The organism is Rhizobium sp. SVR5-2C (assembly GCF_056755115.1).
In genome coordinates, this window is record NZ_JBNDHT010000001.1 from 1 (window position 1) to 16495 (window position 16495).

Annotated in this window: 14 protein-coding genes and 1 pseudogene; 3 read left to right on the plus strand and 12 right to left on the minus strand. The window is 59.0% G+C overall.

Annotation, left to right across the window (positions count from 1 at the left end):
- Nucleotides 1-908 precede the first annotated feature (908 nt).
- On the plus strand, nucleotides 909-1439 hold the full coding sequence (locus ACPYOI_RS00005) for a DUF4142 domain-containing protein (RefSeq protein WP_481418015.1): 531 nt from the start codon (nucleotides 909-911) through the stop codon (nucleotides 1437-1439).
- A gap of 515 nt (nucleotides 1440-1954) precedes the next feature.
- On the opposite strand, the gene ACPYOI_RS00010 is transcribed toward ACPYOI_RS00005, so the two are convergent.
- Genes ACPYOI_RS00010 through ACPYOI_RS00020 form a run of 3 tightly spaced genes read right to left on the minus strand, consistent with a single transcriptional unit; the run spans nucleotide 1955 to nucleotide 4612 of the window.
- Nucleotides 1955-2893 (minus strand): beta-xylosidase, encoded by a 939-nt coding sequence (locus tag ACPYOI_RS00010; protein WP_481418014.1) that lies wholly within the window; start codon nucleotides 2891-2893, stop codon nucleotides 1955-1957.
- Between the two features lie 19 nt (nucleotides 2894-2912).
- Nucleotides 2913-3512: a histidine phosphatase family protein gene (locus ACPYOI_RS00015; RefSeq protein ID WP_481418013.1), complete on the minus strand. Its 600-nt coding sequence runs from the start codon at nucleotides 3510-3512 to the stop codon at nucleotides 2913-2915.
- Nucleotides 3509-4612 (minus strand): inositol-3-phosphate synthase, encoded by a 1104-nt coding sequence (locus ACPYOI_RS00020; protein WP_481418012.1) that lies wholly within the window; start codon nucleotides 4610-4612, stop codon nucleotides 3509-3511. Before ACPYOI_RS00020 ends, ACPYOI_RS00015 begins: the two co-directional genes overlap by 4 nt.
- Before the next feature lie 1404 nt (nucleotides 4613-6016).
- Here ACPYOI_RS00020 and ACPYOI_RS00025 point away from each other — a divergent pair.
- Nucleotides 6017-6496: a hypothetical protein gene (locus ACPYOI_RS00025; RefSeq protein ID WP_481418011.1), complete on the plus strand. Its 480-nt coding sequence runs from the start codon at nucleotides 6017-6019 to the stop codon at nucleotides 6494-6496.
- A 29-nt stretch (nucleotides 6497-6525) separates the two neighbouring features.
- Here ACPYOI_RS00025 and ACPYOI_RS00030 read toward each other — a convergent pair whose 3' ends face one another.
- On the minus strand, nucleotides 6526-6795 hold the full coding sequence (locus tag ACPYOI_RS00030) for a helix-hairpin-helix domain-containing protein (protein ID WP_481422349.1): 270 nt from the start codon (nucleotides 6793-6795) through the stop codon (nucleotides 6526-6528).
- Between the two features lie 481 nt (nucleotides 6796-7276).
- Here ACPYOI_RS00030 and ACPYOI_RS00035 point away from each other — a divergent pair, with 481 nt between their 5' ends.
- Complete coding sequence (locus tag ACPYOI_RS00035; RefSeq protein ID WP_481418010.1) at nucleotides 7277-7540, plus strand: hypothetical protein; 264 nt, start codon at nucleotides 7277-7279, stop codon at nucleotides 7538-7540.
- Nucleotides 7541-7750: 210 nt separating this feature from the next.
- Here ACPYOI_RS00035 and ACPYOI_RS00040 read toward each other — a convergent pair whose 3' ends face one another.
- The 8 genes and pseudogenes from ACPYOI_RS00040 to ACPYOI_RS00075 form a co-directional block, all read right to left on the minus strand.
- Nucleotides 7751-8506, minus strand: coding sequence for a TIGR04290 family methyltransferase (locus ACPYOI_RS00040; protein WP_481422350.1), 756 nt, complete (start codon nucleotides 8504-8506; stop codon nucleotides 7751-7753).
- On the minus strand, nucleotides 8497-9552 hold the full coding sequence (locus ACPYOI_RS00045) for a UDP-glucuronic acid decarboxylase family protein (protein WP_481418009.1): 1056 nt from the start codon (nucleotides 9550-9552) through the stop codon (nucleotides 8497-8499). Before ACPYOI_RS00045 ends, ACPYOI_RS00040 begins: the two co-directional genes overlap by 10 nt.
- 18 nt (nucleotides 9553-9570) lie before the next feature.
- Entirely contained in the window at nucleotides 9571-10689 is a 1119-nt protein-coding gene (locus tag ACPYOI_RS00050; protein ID WP_481422351.1) for a CgeB family protein, read from the minus strand.
- The gene (locus ACPYOI_RS00055) at nucleotides 10686-11774 is read right to left on the minus strand and encodes a CgeB family protein (RefSeq protein WP_481418007.1); all 1089 of its coding nucleotides are present in this window, start codon (nucleotides 11772-11774) and stop codon (nucleotides 10686-10688) included. Before ACPYOI_RS00055 ends, ACPYOI_RS00050 begins: the two co-directional genes overlap by 4 nt.
- A complete protein-coding gene (locus ACPYOI_RS00060; protein ID WP_481418006.1) occupies nucleotides 11771-12901 on the minus strand; it encodes a CgeB family protein in 1131 nt (376 codons plus the stop codon). The genes ACPYOI_RS00055 and ACPYOI_RS00060 overlap by 4 nt, the downstream gene beginning before the upstream one ends.
- A gap of 3 nt (nucleotides 12902-12904) precedes the next feature.
- Complete coding sequence (locus ACPYOI_RS00065; protein WP_481422352.1) at nucleotides 12905-13972, minus strand: glycosyltransferase family 4 protein; 1068 nt, start codon at nucleotides 13970-13972, stop codon at nucleotides 12905-12907.
- Nucleotides 13973-14058: 86 nt separating this feature from the next.
- A pseudogene (locus ACPYOI_RS00070) lies at nucleotides 14059-15159 on the minus strand (NAD-dependent epimerase/dehydratase family protein); the annotation flags it as partial.
- 14 nt (nucleotides 15160-15173) lie between these two features.
- Nucleotides 15174-16280 carry an NAD-dependent epimerase/dehydratase family protein gene (locus ACPYOI_RS00075; RefSeq protein ID WP_481422354.1) on the minus strand — a complete coding sequence of 369 codons (1107 nt, stop codon included), beginning with the start codon at nucleotides 16278-16280 and terminating at the stop codon, nucleotides 15174-15176.
- Between the last annotated feature and the right edge of the window lie 215 nt (nucleotides 16281-16495).

Genomic DNA, 16495 nt, shown 5'->3' on the forward strand with positions numbered 1-16495 from the left:
AGATCGCCCAACTGCGCTGGGCTCGTCGTCGATGGATTGGGCTCTCCGCTTTGTGGTGGCGACTGACGCAAGGGCGCCACCTCGCTTTCCGAAAACTCGTTTGACATTGAATCCTCCCATGCATGGTTAACGGCGGCTGCCATATCCCGCGAACTATCGACTGGAAGATTTGTTCCTCCTCGGTGATATGGTTTGTGGAACCTCTCCCTGCGGCCCTTTCTGATCACGAAGCATCCTAAGGGGAACTCGTTGATCGAGCGATTTGAACTTGCATACTCTCCCTGCGCGATCATCAATGCCGCGCCCCCGCGCGGCACGCGAGCTGCTCCACGCGGCATTTAATTGCGTGGAAGCTCGTGGCAAGCATGCTAGATAGATCTTCCTCTGGATCGCTCCCGTCTCCGTGAGCTGAACCATGATCTCCTGCGATGGATGGCTTCGTCGCCATCAGGGTGTCAGTCACTCATGTGCAAGGAGACGAGCTCGCGGCCCCTCTCCTCTGACCGTCATAGCGCCATCGATTATAAGAGTGTCGATGAGCTGCATTGCTCCTCTCCCTTCCGCCGCAATTAAGCTACGCCAGGGTCCGCAAGAAAGCCCGGCGACAGCCGGGCTTTCGCAGATTCCCAAACCGGGAATCATGGTCCTCAATATCTCCATCACCGTCGGAGGATTTGCTTCCCCGCTGAAAGAGACAAGGCATATGGTCATCGCAGCAGGCCGGATTTCCTTTTGCCGCACCGGAGTTCCTGTGGCCTGATGGGGGCCCGCTGATCTGCCTATTACAATGATCGGCAAGGATAGCGCGGGCTGATATCCACCAGCCTGTTCAATCCGAGACTTTCCTGAAGCTGTAGGAACAAGTTCCCGGGTTCTTTGTTCGAATGGCTGCACAAAGGAGAAACCCGATGCGATCGATTGTTTTGATGGCCGCCGGTCTTATGGTGGCAACATCTGCCTTGGCGCAGTCTGCGGCGGAAAAATCTGGCGTCAATTCGGCGCTGGCAATCCCTCCCAAGACTGAGGACTTCGTCAAAGAAGTCTCGATGAGTGACATGTTCGAGATCGAGTCGAGCAAACTCGCGCTCGAGCGAGCGGATGAAGCCACGAAGGCGTTTGCTCAGCAAATGGTTCAGGATCACCAGAAGACGACAGCCGAGCTGAAGGGACTTATCGACAGTGGCAAAGTAAAGGCAATGCCAGCTACTGCTATGTCGGACGGTCAGCAGGAAACCCTTAACAAGCTCAAGAAACTTGAGGGAGCAGATTTCACGGAGCAATATCACGACGATCAGGTCGACGCGCACGAGGATGCTGTCGACGTCTTCAAGCGTTACGGGAATGAAGGCGACAACCCGGATTTGAAAGCCTGGGCCGCAAAGACCGTTCCCGCACTGGAACATCACCTTCAGATGGCCGAGGATCTGGAAAAGAAATGAAGATGCTTCACCTTTGACAATCACAAAAACAGCCGCCTCCAGGCGGCTGTTTACTGATGCATGGCCAAAGCAAACTTCCGACGCGACACCCCCCGTGGCGCAAGGCTGAAGCCAAATTGAACGCGGTGACGGTCACTAGGTCAACGATCGAGGTTCAGCTCCGTTCTCTAGATGAGATCCAAATGATGGGATGACGCTAGCGCTATTGTCGAACTAGCGGGACACCGCCGTAGAGCACTCGTTCCATGACGATACATTAGCCGAAACCAGCTTCGTCTCACCCATCGATTGACTTGCGTGAATTCAGAAGGCCCGCTCCGGTTCCGAAGTCGCTCTCCTGCGAAGGCGACAGGCACGCTAAATCCTCTCTCCCTGGCAGGATGAGGCACCGACTCTGGTCGGCGAATAACTGTAGGCAACCGCCGCATTTCCACGCGTCACTCACATCCAGGTAGGCTCAGTCGCCTGATGGATCGGCTGGGTCTATTCGATGCCGAAGGCAGGAGACTGGCGTTTCAGATAGGCCGAGCTGATTGCAGTCCGGGCGACGCGGAACGGCTATCCTGTTGCGGCGCATATCGCGCAACCATCTCATCGCAGAATTGGGCGAACTCCTCCGGGACCAAGGGGGGGCTCGTGTGGTGTGGCGCTATACCCCGATGTTCGGGTGTAAAACAGAATGTCGCCGTCACGTCAAAATCTTCGAGAGCACGCATCTGCCTGTCAAACCAGTCCAGCGCATTCGGACGAAAGCGGTCAGCCCACGACAAGCCGGTGCGAACAGATTTGACACCAAGGCGCTTCATCCAAGCGACAGCATTGTCAAGCCTCGGATCTTCGAAGCGGAACCATTGCACGAGACCCAGTTCGGGAGTGTGTTGGGCGAACTCATCGAGGGCGGGCTTTGGCGCACCGTCCTCGCGAAGAAGGCCCATATAGAAATGGCGATAATAGGAGGAGCCTTCCGCCTCGCGATGTCGTGTTGTTGCTTCCCAGGCTTTGGGAAGATCGTAGAGGCTGTACCATTGGCATCGCTCGACTTTGCCTTTCAACAATTCGGCCGTTCGCTTTAGCCCCCACAGCTGAACTTCCTCTGCCCCGAAGGTCGACACGCCGACCTCAGTGACCCAGATCGGGAGATCGGTAACACCTCGAATTGCATCGATCTTCTGGGGCCATTCGTGAATCTGCCACAGGTTCCAATCAAGCGGAAAGCCGTGGATTGCCACGGCATCGACATGGTCGAGCACGCCGTAATCTCTCATGCGCGTCATGAAGCCGGGATCAATTGGAGATAACCCGCCGAGGACTTTTGTGAGGGCCGGATTTCGTGTTGCGATCGCGTCGGCCGCAAGAATAGCCATTTGAGCGAAGCGGCTCCAATCCGGGTCGAATTCCGGATCCCAATGAGATTTGTTGTTCGGTTCGTTCCAGATCATTGCGGCCTCGATCATGTGTTTTTCCCCCGCTGCTCTAAGAGACGATTTCGTTGAGTGTCACGACCTTAGCGCCCCAGTCCCCAGCGACCACCACAGTGATGGACGCCGGCGCGATGTCGAATTTCGGCCAGGCGTCGACCGAAAGGCCAAGGACATGGCAGACTGCCGCTTTGATGACATCCGCATGCGAAACGAGAGCTATCCTGGGGCCATGCCCGCTGCTCGTCAGGGTTTCAATCAGTTCCAGAACTCGCCGCTGAACGTCCAGCATCGTTTCACCCCCGGGCGTGCGCACTAGGCTGCGAACGGTGTTCCATCGGCACCAGTGAGGATCCCCATCGAGCGCCTCGAATGTCTGCCCCGACCAGCTGCCGAAATTCACCTCATCTAGTGCTTCAGTGATCTGCGGTGGCCCGATGGCAGACGCTGATGCGATTGCCTCGGCCGTTTGCCGGGTGCGATCCCGCGGACTGGTGTAGATGGCGGTTAGATGCTCGCCTCTCATTCGCTCTCCGAGACGCCGAGCCTGCTCCAAGCCGGCAGCGCTGAGCGAAACGCCCTCGCATCTGCCGGCCAGAAAGCTTCCGACACTGTCGTGTGCCGCATGGCGCACCAAAAGAAACGTGGCGCTCATTGCGCGGCTCCGCGCAGAATATCCTCCTGATCGTCGATGAATTCCTGTGTCCGGCGATGCGCCTCATGGTCTGTGAATTGTTGAGGCGGAGATTTCATGAAGTAGCTCGCAGGGCCGGTCAGAACACCACCGATGCCGCGATCGAGCGCCAGCTTGGCGCATCGTACCGCGTCTATGACCACGCCGGCGGAGTTGGGAGAGTCCCAGACTTCCAGTTTGAGTTCGGCATTGAGGGGTACGCCACCGAAGGTCGTGCCTTCGACCCGGATATAGGCCAACTTCCTGTCTGCAAGCCACGGGACATAGTCGCTGGGCCCGACGTGCACGTCGTTGGCGGCAAGTGGAATATCAAGCTGGCTCGTCACGGCCTGTGTCTTTGAAATCTTCTTCGACTCCAGCCGTTCGCGTTCCAGCATGTTCAGGAAATCAGTGTTGCCACCGAAATTCAGCTGGTACGTCCGATCGACTCTGACGCCGCGTTCTCGGAAGAGATTTACGAGCGCCCGGTGGATGATTGTTGCTCCCACCTGGCTTTTTATATCGTCGCCAATGATCGGAAGGCCGCGATCGGCGAACTTCTGTTGCCATTCAGCCGTTGAAGCTATGAAGACCGGAATGCAGTTGATGAAGGCGCAACCAGCATCGAGGGCCTGCTCCGCGTACCACTTGGCAGCCTTTTGGGAACCGACGGGAAGGTAACATACGAGCACATCGGTTTCGTTTTCGCGAAGGATGTTAGCCACGTCGGCGACGGGTTCGCGGGCCTCTTCGACTATATCCTCCAGATACTTGCCAATTCCGTCCAGCGTTGGGCCGCGCCTCACTTCGACCCCTGTCGGAGCGATGTCCGCAAAACGCTCGGTATTGTTCGGTTCGGCATAGATTGCTTCCGCCACGTCGCGGCCCACCTTGGAGGCGGCGATATCAAAGGCGGCCGATATCTTGATGTCCCTCACATGGTAACCTCCAAGATCGACATGCATCAGGCCGGGCACCGGTTCATTGCCCAGTACATCGCGGTAATAGGTCAATCCTTGGACGAGCGACGACGCGCAATTACCAACCCCGACCAGACCGACACGAATTTCTCTCGAGCCCATGTCATACTCCAAGCATCTACAATGCTTGCCCAAACAGATTGCAGCGTCATCTGTTCCCAAAGACCTGATGGTTAATTCTGCGAACCGCCAACGACGATCATGTCAGGAGCTCGCAATGAGATGGAGAACCGTCCGATGCTGGTCTACGGCGATATCAGGCGCATTGAACGACCGGCGACAGTATGCGCCGCTCTTGCTGCTGCGATGGTTGCTTGCACAAGAATGCCGCCAGGATTGCAACGCCATGCAGCGCTGGTCAGAGCCTTCATCGCCACGGGCGAGCTGGTCCAGGGATTGGCCGATCAAGAGTTCGAGAGGAAAGGGGCCGATGATGTGTCGAAGGTCCAGGAAGCCGGCGCGAGGCTCTTGCTGACGCATGCTCAAGCCGTCATGCAATCGTGGCAAAACAATTTCGGCGGAGAATTGCTGCTTGCGAATGCCTGGAAAAGCCTTCTTGAGCACCTGGACAGCGGTGAACCCGTTCAGATGAAGGAGACCGAAGGTTTTGCCTTTTACGCTCTTTATCCAGAAAGCTACCTTCAAGCCGCTCTCAGCTCGCAACTCACATCTAACACGGTTGTCATCGGCCTTCGAAGCATCGGGGTCACCCTGGCTGCCCTGGTCGCCGCCGCCTTGGGCTCGGGCCCAGCTTTTTCATTGCGGCCGACTGGACATCCCTTTCAGCGGCGCATGCAGGTCACGGCGGAGCTTTCCGGCCGTATCCTCGCGGATCCGGAGAGCAATTTTGCCATCGTAGACGAAGGACCGGGCCTATCCGGAAGCTCGTTCGGGAGTGTCGCCGATTGGTTGGAAGCGCATGGAGTGAAACCTCACAGGCTTCATTTCTTCCCGAGTCACGCCGGGGAACCGGGGCCGCGGGCGAGTACAGACCAACGCCAGCGCTGGAGAGAACGGGCAAGATATGTTGTCAGCATGGACGATGTCATCATCCGGTCGCCGAAGCCAGTGCGAAACCTTCAGACATGGGTGAGCGAGCTTGTGGGGGTTGAAGGCGTTTCTTGGCAGGATCTATCGGGTGGGGTTTGGCGTGGCATCCACTATGCGAAGCCCGGCGATTGGCCGCCGAGCCATATCCAGATGGAGAAACGCAAATTCCTCATGCGGGCTGGGGACCAATCCTGGCTTATCAAATTTGCCGGCCTATCCGATGCGGGTTCGACCAAGGCGCGAAGAGGCACCTTGCTTAACGAGGCAGGATTCACACCCGATATCGTCGGTGCATGCTACGGATTTACAGTCGAAAGATGGGTGAGAGGAACGCCTGCGGATGCCGCTGACCTGGACAGATCGAACATCATCGATCAGCTGGCCCGGTATCTCGGTTTCCGCGCCCGCCATATGTCTGCCCCGAACAGCGGCGCGTCCCTCGATGAGCTATGCCATATGGCTGTTTTCAACGTCGAGAAAGCCCGTGATAGCGAAGCGGCGGGCAAGCTTCGTCAGCTGATCGGCAATCCGGATCGGCTGGTGCGTCGATTGCGCCGCATCGATAGCGACAATCGGTTTCACAGGTGGGAATGGCTGGTCACGGCAACCGGTCAGCTGCTGAAAACCGATGCTCTTGACCACAATTGCGCTCATGACATGATCGGTTGCCAGGACGTGGCTTGGGACGTCGCTGGCGCGTGCGTGGAATTTGACCTTTCAGCGGTTGAGCGCGACCGCCTTGCGGACATCGTTTCGCAGCATGCAGATTGTGACTTGAGAGATGATCTCCTCACCGCCTTTGAAGCCTGTTATCTCGCCTTCCAGATTGGCCTGTGGACGGGAGCACGAAATGGCATTCCCAGGGCTGAGACAGCGAGGATCGACAAAGCCGCGGAAAGCTATCTGCGGCGCTTGCAACTGTTACTTAGCGGCTAACCTTTCAGGTTCCTCTCCGCAGGTGTGGTTCAAGTTGTCGTTCCACTGGTTTGACCTCTGTGCTCCCGCCGGGACTTTCTGCTGGCGGACCGTATCAACTTGACCGAGGCTTTCCCAATTCCCGGGAGTTTCAGGAGATCCGCATCGCTCATGGATGCCGCCTCTGCCAATCGCCGGATACCATTCGCCGCAAGCGCCCGCGCCACCCACCCAGGAAGATAGCTGGTGACTGGAGGATCCCTATTATCCTTTTGACCGGTTTTCATACTGCTTTGAGACGACCGCGGCATGCTGATCATGCCTCACCAGCTAATGAACGAACCGAACAACCCAAGGGCCTATTGGTTCCCGCATTCCATTGAATACTTGCTGGCGCGGTTTCGGCACCGTCGAGGGCGGCGCGATCGGGCCGGATCAAAACCGTGCATAGCCCGAACCTACGGGGCGGGCGCCTCGACTTGCCGCCTGGCCGAGTGGCAGCAGACAGTCTCTGCGTAGCTGCTTCAAGTGAGAGCCTAACTCAAGCCTCACTCGATCATCACTATCGCACCCAGTTCCTAACGGCGTTATAACTTGGGTGGGCCTGCTGCTGCCAGTACCACGCGGCGAAGGTGACCGGTCGATGGCCTCCGGGGCTTCGCTGATCCAGCGGCGGGATCGTTGTGAAAGGTGCCAAGGTCTGAGGACGTGGAGGGTGGCGGCTCGTTCGCCATGTCGGCTGGAACTTTTGAGGGCGCAGGCGGTTCCGGCTAGGAAAGCGTAAAAATAGAGGAGAAGCAGATGAGCGGCTCGAAGACCACGACAAACCACGACGAGATTCGCAGGTGGGCAGAGGAGCGGGACGGACATCCCGCTGTCATCAGAACGAAAGGCAAGGGCGGAGTTCTTCGCATTGATTTCCGAGAGCCCGAAGAAGAATTCGACGAGATCGAATGGGATGAGTTCTTCAAGATATTCGATCAAAACAAACTCGCCTTCCTCTATCAGGAAAAAACGCAGGACGGGAGCACCAGCCGCTTCAACAAGTTTGTCGAACGCACCTGAGCCGCACGCGTGAGCGGACGAAATGAGCCCCTGGAAGTCGAACTCGGAACTGAGCTGTTCATATGCTCCACCAGGTTTGACGCAGGAAGCGCACCTGGACCGTTGTGGAGATAACGCCGACACGGGAGATTTCCCGGTCGGGAGGGGCCGACTTGTTGACCCGCTTCACTTGATGGAATTGGCGAAAAGGTCGCTAACGTCGACAAAATCTTACGCGATTTTCGGCGGTGGATCGGCCGCAAATGGGCGCTGGCCGCGACGTACGAGATAGACTTCGCGCTCGGGGTTTTGCTGGATGACAAAACCGGAACTGCGCAGCATGGCTTCGATCGCGGCCTTGTTTGGAATGAACCAGTTTGTCGGGTCGTTGGAAAACCGTTCCTCGACGAAGAAGAGCTTCGGATAACCCGGCTGCTCAAAGATTCGCCATTCGGAAAAGTCGTAATCGTGTTGCAGCTCCGGAATGGTCACATCGCCGCGCTGCAGGCACTGGAAGAGCATCGTGTCGCCGACGACATGCTCGTAAAGCAGGTCGAGTGCCAGCATCGGATGGCGCAGGTGATAGAGCACACCCATGAAGACAACGAGGTCGAAGCGCTGCCCAAGCTTGGCGACATCATAGACGGACATGAGCCGGAACTCGATTTCAACGCCGGCATGATCGGCCGCGAATTCCGCCTGGCGCAGATAATGAGGATCGGTGTCGATTGCGACGACCGTCCCTGCGTTGCGCTTTTTCATTTCCAGCGAGTAGAAGCCGGCGTTGCAGCCGATATCCAGCACGCTGCGCCCCTCCAGATCTTCCGGCAGGACGTGTTTGAAGCGAGCCCATTTGAACGCCGGATAATCGCCCAGGAAATGGTTGGGAGCCGTTTCGATGCCCCCTATACGCATGTTGTGGAACCAGGGGCCGAGTTCCTTGATCTCGCGCTCCAAATCGTCCTTTCTCGAAAATTTCACCTCCATGATGATGCCCCTGGCGCGACGGAGGCAGGTCGGGTGATATCCAGCCGTGGGCGCTTTATGTTCCTGCGCGCGGGGTGATTCGACAGGATGTGGCGGAACCAGGCAATAGTGTGCTCCAGCCCTTCAGCAAGCGGAATCTTCGGCTCCCAGCCGAGTAGTTGGCGGGCTCTTGTGATGTCCGGCCGGCGGCGCTGCGGATCATCGGCCGGCAGCGGCATGTGAATGAGCTTGGAACGTGTGGGAACCATCGACTGCACGAGGTCCGCGAGTTCCGCGATTGTGAATTCCCCGGGATTGCCGACATTGACCGGCACCCCCGGATTCGGCTGCACATTCATGAGTCGAGTGAGTCCATCCAGGAGATCGGAGATATAGCAGAACGATCGGGTCTGTTCGCCGCTGCCATAGATCGTCAAGGGCTCATTGCGCAAAGCCTGAACGATGAGGTTGGAGACGATTCGGCCATCGCTCGGCTGCATGCGCGGGCCATATGTGTTGAATATCCGGACGACACGGGCATCCACCTTTCCAGCCCTGAGGCTATCGAAGCAGAGCGCCTCGGCCGCACGCTTTCCTTCGTCATAGCAGGCACGCGGGCCCGTGCAATTGACATGACCCCAATAGTCTTCTCTCTGCGGGTGCACTTCGGGGTCGCCATAAACCTCGCTTGTCGACGCCTGCAGCAAGGATGCACCATCTCTTTCAGCGAGCCGAAGCAGATTTCCCGTTCCGCTGACGCTGGTCATCATGGTGTGGATCGGGTCTGCCTGATACTGCGGAGGAGACGCGGGGCAAGCGAGATTGTAGATCTGGTCCACCTTCTCGTCGATCGCGATCTCGTCGCAGATATCCTGCTCGATCATGGTGAAGGCGGGATGGTTGTGCAGGGGAAGGACATTAGCCGGGAAACCCGTCAGATAGCTATCGACGCAGATCACCCGGTCCCCGCGCGCAAGCAGCGCATCGCAGAGATGCGAGCCAACGAAGCCGGCGCCGCCGGCCACGACGACGGTTTTCCCCTCGAAAGCCTGTGTTTTATGCAGCATCCACCAATCTCCTCAATTTCAAACCGACACCCGTGGGCTCTTGAGCGGTGCTTCCCTGTCAAAGTGCAGCGCGTTGCCGAAAAGCGTGCGTGCGAATTCGCGCGCCCTGGCAACGCCGGTGTGGCTATTAATCACCCGACGGTACGCTTCGCTCGCAAGCGCACTCCTTGCCTTCGCATCCATGCCGCTCAATGCCGAGACGACATCGCTGGTCTGACAGGCAATGATGGCGGCTTGCCCGTGCGGCAGGAGTTCGTCCAAGCCGGGCCAGAAATCGCTGATGATTGGCGTTTCGCAGGCGGCGGCTTCGAAGAGACGGACGCTCGGCGACCATCCCGCCGCGATCATCGCGGCGCGGGTCACGTTCAGCGTAAAACGTTGGCGGCTATAGAAGCTCGCGTGCTCCTCAGGCGGCAGGTGCTCGATGCGCTCGACATTCGCCGGCCAATCGATCCCTTCCGGATATTGCGGTCCGGCAACGACGAAGCGCATCTGCGGCAGCTGCCGCGCCGGCTCGATCAACAGCTGCCGCAACGCCGGCTGACGGTCGGGGCTATAAGTGCCGAGATAACCAAGGTCCCACAAAGGCTCTTCGCCTGTGTTGCGGTAAAGCTCCGCATCAACTGAACAATAGAGCGCTCCCGCACGCCGGGCGCCGTAGCTCGTCTCCAGCCGGTCAAGGACCTTGCCGCCGGAGAAGGATAAATACATGTCGAAGAGCGGAATCTGACGTCGCGCCAGATATTCCTCGTCACCGCGATCGAGCTTGGCGAGCGTCACGGGCGTGTCTATGTCGTAGAAGCAGAGCTGCGCCGGATCGAGCGCCGCAACTGCATCGATGACCGCAACGCCTTCGGGCACATAGGAACCGATGATGACGGCATCGGCCCTGCGTAGCCGCTCAGCGAAATCCTCGATCAGTCCTTGCACACTGCTGTAATAGGCGAGCTCGCAGAAGTTGGGCTCGGGGAGATCACGATTGCCGGAATACCAGGGAACGTCCCGTTCAAGGAACAGGACATTGTGCCCTTCCGCCCTCATACCGCGGAGCAGTGCGCGAAACGTCGAGGCGTGACCGTTGCCCCAGGATGAGGAGAGTGAAAGGCCAAGGACGACAACGTTGAGCGAACGCGTCATTCGGCCGCCTCCGCTTTGTGGGTGCGCGACCGGAAGATGCGATCAGCCTCCTCGGCGCGGTGCCCGTAGGTGTGCTCTCTCAGCACCCGGGCGAGCGCCCGTTTGCCGATCTCCTGCGCTTGCGCTCGGGTGAGCGCCCTCAGGATTCCCGCAACCTCCTGGCCATCCCGGGCGACGAGGATCTCCTCATCGGGCTTCAGGAATAGCTCGATACCCTCCCAAAGATCGGTGATCAGGCAGGCCCCAGCCCCCGCCGCTTCAAAGACGCGTGTCGCTGGCGAAAAGCCGTTCTCTGCCATGCTGGCGCGCGAGATGTTCAGCACCGCCTTTGGGGTGACATTGAACGCATTGTGGTCGCGCGTGGGCACATGACCGACATAGTTGACGTTTTCGGGCCATGCCCTGTCCTGCCAACCTGACCCCCCAAGCAGGAAAGTGTGTCGAGACAGCCGCGCCGCCGGTTCCAGAAAGAAGGTTTCGACGCGCGCTTCGCGGTCCGGCAGCCGGTTGCCGAGAAAAGCGAGGTCGGCTTCAAAACGTCGATCGGCTGCGACGCGATGATGGGTTTCAGGGTCGAGGGCATTGTAGATCGCAATGCACTCCCGGGCGCCGAGGGAGCGATAAGCTTCGACCACGGGGTCGCCGCCACCATAGGTCAAGACCAGATCGAGCGCGGGAAGCGAGAGGCGCAAAGGATGGTCGGGTGCAGCGCGTAGTTCGGCGAGCGTCGCGGGGGCATCGACGTCCCAGAATATCTTGAGCGCCCCGGGGCGAGCCGAGTGCATCACCTCCTGCAGCAGCAATTCGTCTTCAAAACCAACGCCGCTCGCCTTGATGACGATGTCGGCAAGCCGGGCTTCTTCGGCAACATGCTTCAATGCGACAATGCTGCCCTCGTAGACCACGACGTTGCACCACTCAGGCGGATCGATGTCGCGGTTTTTCTGCCTGTCATAGACATCCGGCTCATAGAAGGTGATCTCATAACCTTTGGCTGCGAGAGCGCGCAGCAATCCGCGGTAATAGGTGGCTGCGCCGTTCCAATAGGCGGAGACGATGCTGGATCCGTAGAAGGCTATCTTCATTCTGCCTCCTCCCTAGAAAGGAGTTTGTTTCGAACACGGTCCGACCCCTCGGTGCCGAGAATCGCAAGAAGCTCATCGACGCGATGCCGGCAGGTGTGGCGTGCGCGAATTGTCTCAAGGCCGGATCGCACCAGTTCGTCGGCGAATGCCGGGTCGGAAAGCACATCCTTGAGCAACCGCGTCATCTGGGCGCCGTCGCGCGCAAAGAGAAAATCCTGATTGTCTCGGAAGAGGTTTTCGGCGTCGTCCCAGGGCGCGGAGATCAACGGGATTCCGCAGGCGAGCGCCTCGAATACCCGGATTGTCGGAATGCCGGGCAGCGCCTCAACGTAGGGTCGGCGAGGAATGTGGATGCTGACGCGATTTTCCGCAAAGGCTCGCGGAACCTCGGCATTGGCGATCCACCCGCCATAGTCGATCCTCGCGCGCTTCAATGCCTCGCGTGCGCTTTTAGGGTAGCGTACGCCTTGAACTGTTGTCTTAAGCTGCAGGGCCTGAGCAGGCTCGATCAGGAAATGACCAATCTCAGCGCTACGCTCGTCATCACCCCAGTTTCCGATCCAGATCAGATCGCCGCTCTTTTCGACCTCCGGCATCGGACGGAACAGCTCGGCGTCCGCAGCCTCGTGCCAGGTGAAAACGCGCCTTCCCCAACCCGCTCGAAGATATCGCCGTCGCAGCGCTTCGCCAAAAGCGAGGGTAAGATCGTAATCGGCAAGCTCAAGGCGGGCAATGTCGCGTTCGGCCGACACAGCCCGATGGTGCGTGTCGTGGAACAGCAGGGTGAAACTGCCCCCATTGCGCCGCACACGACCAAGCCGAGCAACGAGCTTCGGATCTGTCCATTCGTGCACGATCACGACATCTGCATTCGCTACGGCTTCCTCGTGATCGAAGTTCGTTCCGTAGATCGTCGATCGTAGAGTCGGGAAGCTTCTGTGGAATGCATCTACGGCACCAGGTCCCTCCTCAGCCATGAGGTGCTCGCGGCTCCAGGCGCCTTCGGGTTCCAAGGCGAATGCCTCATGGCCACGCCTCACGAGATCGCGCATCACGCCCCGCAGGAAATGCGCGTTGCCGTGGTTCCAGTCCGAAATCAGCGAGTGGGTATAGAAGAGAAACTTCATGTGCTAGCCCGCCGGGATACGTGTGTTGGCCATGGCTAGCGCGTAGACGCGCAAAATGGCTTCGCATTGGGCCGCAGGCGAAAACTGACCGGAGCGCCGCTGCGCAAGAAACCCGAGACCGGTCCGCATGTCCTCGTCTGCGGTCAAACAATCGATGGCATCTGCAAAGCTTGCCGGATCGTGCGGATCGGCAAAAAGCGCGGCTCCGTTCCATAACTCGCGGTAGATCGGAATGTCGGCAAGCACCAATGCAGCGCCCGTTCGCGCCGCTTCAAGCGCCGCCAGACCGAACGGCTCGTAGAGTGAGGGGGAAACGACAATCCCGGCGCGCGCCATCAGCGCTACCGTCTCGGGATAGGATCGTTCGCCGAGATGTTCGGCGTGGCCTATCGTAAGGTGTTGTCCTGCAGGGCCCTCAACCGGACCCGCCATGACGATACGGCGGTTGGTGATCGACGCGACCCGATCGAGCAATGCGCCGTTTTTGCCCTCGTCCCACCATCGGCCGGCGGCAAAGACGAAATTCTCCCTGGCGGTCGGCGCGGCCGAAAGCCACGTGCAGTTGTGCACGATTTCAAGGTTGGGGATCGCTCCGTAGCAGCGTGTCAACGCCCCCGCGTGGCTCCGGCTCGGTGCAATCACAATGTCCGCACAGTCAAATCCTCTCCGGTTTCGTTCCGCCTGCCACGACCAGTCAGCCGAGGGGCGAGTCCCGCGCATAGCCTCAAACCAGGTGACGACGCAGGAATGCGACACTGCAACGATAGGGACGTCGGAGACGAGACCCGCCGCCTGGGACGGGAGGTTCAGATGCAGGAGATCGACCATATGCTTGTCGGCCAGTTCCCTCAGGAGCCCGGGAATGACGTCGAGGTGGTCCTCGCGGTCCGTCATCCAGTCCAGCGGCGCGTCCAGCCAGATGCATGGCCCAATTGCGGTCGCCTCCCGCATCTGTTGCGTCGAGAGACGTGGTCCCAGACCGGCGAATACCGTCTCCACGTTCGCTTCCTTCAGCGCTCGAGCGAGGTCCATGGCATAACGCCGGAGCCCACCAATCGCATCAATCGTCATGAGAATGCGCCGGGGGCGCGGTCGCTGCTGGGACAAGCAAGGAACAAATCCTGGCAGCGGAGAGGTTCTGTCGTGCATCAATTCGGTCACGCCGTCAGCCTCCTTGCGCGCTCAGTTCGTGTCGCACCGAAACGATGTTCGACGAGCCAGTCGTGCAGGTCTCGCAAACCATCTACCCATGACGTCTGCGCTCTCCAGCCGAGCGTCTCGTGAAGCAACCGGGTATCGGCGACAAAAAACAATTGATCGCCAGCCCTCCATTGCCTGTGAGATGTCTTGAGCGCGCGCCCCGTCAGGAGTTCGATCTCGCGCAGAAGGATCTGGATGCTGACGGCATTGTGCGGACCGCCGCCGAGATTAAACGCCCTGCCCTTCACGCGGTTTATCGACGCCAGCAAGGCGCGGTAGGCAGCGACGGCATCGTCCACGTGGAGGATGTCCCGCATTTGTTTGCCGCTGCCGTAGATCGAGATCGGTTCGCCCTGCAGCGCGCGAATGAGGAAATGCGCCACCCAACCCTGATCCTCCGTGCCGAATTGCCGGGGGCCATAAATGCAGCTCATCCTTAGAACCGCCGTCGGCAGTCCGTAGGACTTCGCGTAGTCCAGCACATACTGGTCAGCGACACCCTTTGAGCAGCCGTAAGGCGTGCAGAAATCGAGGTTGCGTTCTTCGCTCACGCCGTACGCGCGAAGTTCCTCGTCAGCGGGGATATAGCGGTCGTTCAGCTCGATTATCGGCATGCCTTCGAGGCTGCCATAGACCTTGTTGGTGCTGGCGAAGATGACTGGAGCGTTGCGACCGGCCTTGCGGACGGCCTCCAGTACGTTGAGTGTTCCGCGGGCATTGGTCTCGAAGTCGTCGATCGGGTGAGCGAGGCTCGTAGTGACCGCCGTCTGTGCAGCGAAATGGAATACACATTTGGCATCCGCGAATGCCGCTTCGATGCTGCGCAAATCGCGAACATCCGCAAGCACGGGATGGACGCGATCCCCGTGGTGATCTTTAAGCCACTGCAGGTTCTGGTCGACACCCGGTCGGCTCAGATTGTCGAGCAGGATGACGTCCTCGCCGTCGTTCAGATAGCTGTCGGCAATGTTGCAGCCGATGAAGCCGCAGCCACCGACGACGAGGATCGGCGCGGCGTTGCCTGCCACCGACGGGGCGGCAAGCTGGTTGACCTGCTCTGGAGTATGCGGGTTCATGACACCAGTCCCCGCTCTTCGAGTTGCCGTTTCATCTCGGCACTGCGGTCAATCGCACCGCTGCTTCGGACCCATTCGGCAAAGGGGCCGAGCGAGTTCTCGAGCCGGTGTTGTGGCTCGAATCCCAGCAGCTCACGTGCCTTCGAAATATCGGCAAAGCAGTTGCGAATATCGCCTGAGCGTGCCTTACCTAGGATTTCCGGGACTATCTCGGGCAGGCCCATGGCCTCTGCCAGGAACGTGGCGACTTCGGTGATCGTGTAGGCTTGGCCGCTGCCGATGTTGATGACATGACCAGTCGCACGGGGCTGTTCCAGTGCGAGGCGGAAACTGCGAGCCACGTCGCGTACATGCACGAAATCGCGACCCTGCCGTCCGTCTTCGAAGATCATTGGCGGCTGCCGGTTGGCCAGTCTCGAGGCGAAATTGGCCAGGACTCCGGTATAGGGATTTGAAAGCGCCTGCCCGGCACCGAAGACGTTGAAAAGGCGAAGCGCCACCGCTTCGACGCCGTAGGCTTCGCCGAAGATCAGCACCTGACGCTCCTGAGCGAATTTCGTCAGGGCGTAGATGGAGGCAAGGTCCGCTGGCTTTTCCTCATCGGTCGCGACCGGCGTCAGCGTTTCGCCGTTTGGTCCAACCGGCTCCCATTTTCCGGCCTTGATCTGCGCGCCATTGCGGCGGATGAAGCCAAGGCGGTCACCATCCAGCGTGACATACGAGCCTTCGCCATAGACGCTCATCGAGGAGGCGACGACAATGCGCTTGACGGGCAGACCGATCATGGCCTCGAGAAGGACCGCGGTACCAAAATCGTTGCTGCCGACATAGCGGGCAATTTCATACATCGATTGGCCGACGCCTACCTCCGCAGCCAGATGGATGACGCCATCGACATCCTCCAGCGCCTCGCGGACTTTAGCCTTGTCGCGAATATCGGCGCATACCAGTTCGACCTGCTTGGGAATGGCTAGCTCGGCGTCGGCGTGAACCTGGTCAATCAGCGCGTCCAGCGCGCGAACATCATAAGAGTTGCTGAGCAATTCTTCTATGACATGGCGGCCTATAAATCCGCAGCCTCCCGTGACAAGAACTCGTCGCATGGCTCATCCTAGGGTGTGAAAGAGACGACATTCCCCGGCCGAACATCACACCCTAAGCTTTGTTCCTTCATCGAGGACATCTTTTTCAATGACATCATCAATGACATCTTTGAACTCGATGTCGGTGACCGTGGAACCTGTTATCCCGGTGGAAGTTCTCGATGGGAAAGCACGATCAGTCGGGAGACAGACCGATCGTCACAAACAAGACTTGG

Coding starts and splice junctions, on each gene's coding strand:
- ACPYOI_RS00005 (WP_481418015.1), top strand. CDS start 909: ATGCGATCGATTGTTTTGATGGCCGCCGGTCTTATGGTGGCAACATCT.
- ACPYOI_RS00010 (WP_481418014.1), bottom strand. CDS start 2,893: ATGATCGAGGCCGCAATGATCTGGAACGAACCGAACAACAAATCTCAT.
- ACPYOI_RS00015 (WP_481418013.1), bottom strand. CDS start 3,512: ATGAGCGCCACGTTTCTTTTGGTGCGCCATGCGGCACACGACAGTGTC.
- ACPYOI_RS00020 (WP_481418012.1), bottom strand. CDS start 4,612: ATGGGCTCGAGAGAAATTCGTGTCGGTCTGGTCGGGGTTGGTAATTGC.
- ACPYOI_RS00025 (WP_481418011.1), top strand. CDS start 6,017: ATGGCTGTTTTCAACGTCGAGAAAGCCCGTGATAGCGAAGCGGCGGGC.
- ACPYOI_RS00030 (WP_481422349.1), bottom strand. CDS start 6,795: ATGATCAGCATGCCGCGGTCGTCTCAAAGCAGTATGAAAACCGGTCAA.
- ACPYOI_RS00035 (WP_481418010.1), top strand. CDS start 7,277: ATGAGCGGCTCGAAGACCACGACAAACCACGACGAGATTCGCAGGTGG.
- ACPYOI_RS00040 (WP_481422350.1), bottom strand. CDS start 8,506: ATGGAGGTGAAATTTTCGAGAAAGGACGATTTGGAGCGCGAGATCAAG.
- ACPYOI_RS00045 (WP_481418009.1), bottom strand. CDS start 9,552: ATGCTGCATAAAACACAGGCTTTCGAGGGGAAAACCGTCGTCGTGGCC.
- ACPYOI_RS00050 (WP_481422351.1), bottom strand. CDS start 10,689: ATGACGCGTTCGCTCAACGTTGTCGTCCTTGGCCTTTCACTCTCCTCA.
- ACPYOI_RS00055 (WP_481418007.1), bottom strand. CDS start 11,774: ATGAAGATAGCCTTCTACGGATCCAGCATCGTCTCCGCCTATTGGAAC.
- ACPYOI_RS00060 (WP_481418006.1), bottom strand. CDS start 12,901: ATGAAGTTTCTCTTCTATACCCACTCGCTGATTTCGGACTGGAACCAC.
- ACPYOI_RS00065 (WP_481422352.1), bottom strand. CDS start 13,972: ATGACGATTGATGCGATTGGTGGGCTCCGGCGTTATGCCATGGACCTC.
- ACPYOI_RS00075 (WP_481422354.1), bottom strand. CDS start 16,280: ATGCGACGAGTTCTTGTCACGGGAGGCTGCGGATTTATAGGCCGCCAT.